Source organism: Photorhabdus sp. RM96S (assembly GCF_042879335.1).
GTDB classification, from domain to species: Bacteria; Pseudomonadota; Gammaproteobacteria; order Enterobacterales; family Enterobacteriaceae; genus Photorhabdus; species Photorhabdus kayaii.
On the sequence record NZ_JBHFKT010000244.1, the window covers coordinates 1 to 281 of the forward strand.

Genomic DNA, 281 nt, shown 5'->3' on the forward strand with positions numbered 1-281 from the left:
GTCTTTCGCTTTAATGGTGACATCACCGTCGGCACGCATTCGTCCCCAACTCTGCAATGTGTCGGTTGTCAATATCAGATGCTGACCGGCTTGCACATGACGCCGTGTGCCGATTTCAATGCTTTTGCCGCGCATGTTTATGTCCGTTTTGGCCTGCACATCCCCCAGAGTCACCTGCCCCTCAGCGGTCACATTGATGTCGCCTTGCGTTGCCGTCAGGTTAGTCAGGTTGATAGCCTTACCCGGCTCAGTACTCACCAGACGGATTTTATTGGCATACA

General features: G+C 53.0%; 1 protein-coding gene. It reads right to left on the reverse strand.

Annotated features, from left to right (window positions below):
- Positions 1 to 281: hypothetical protein (locus ACGF49_RS25185; RefSeq protein WP_387493519.1), on the reverse strand; the 281-nt coding region annotated here is incomplete at both ends.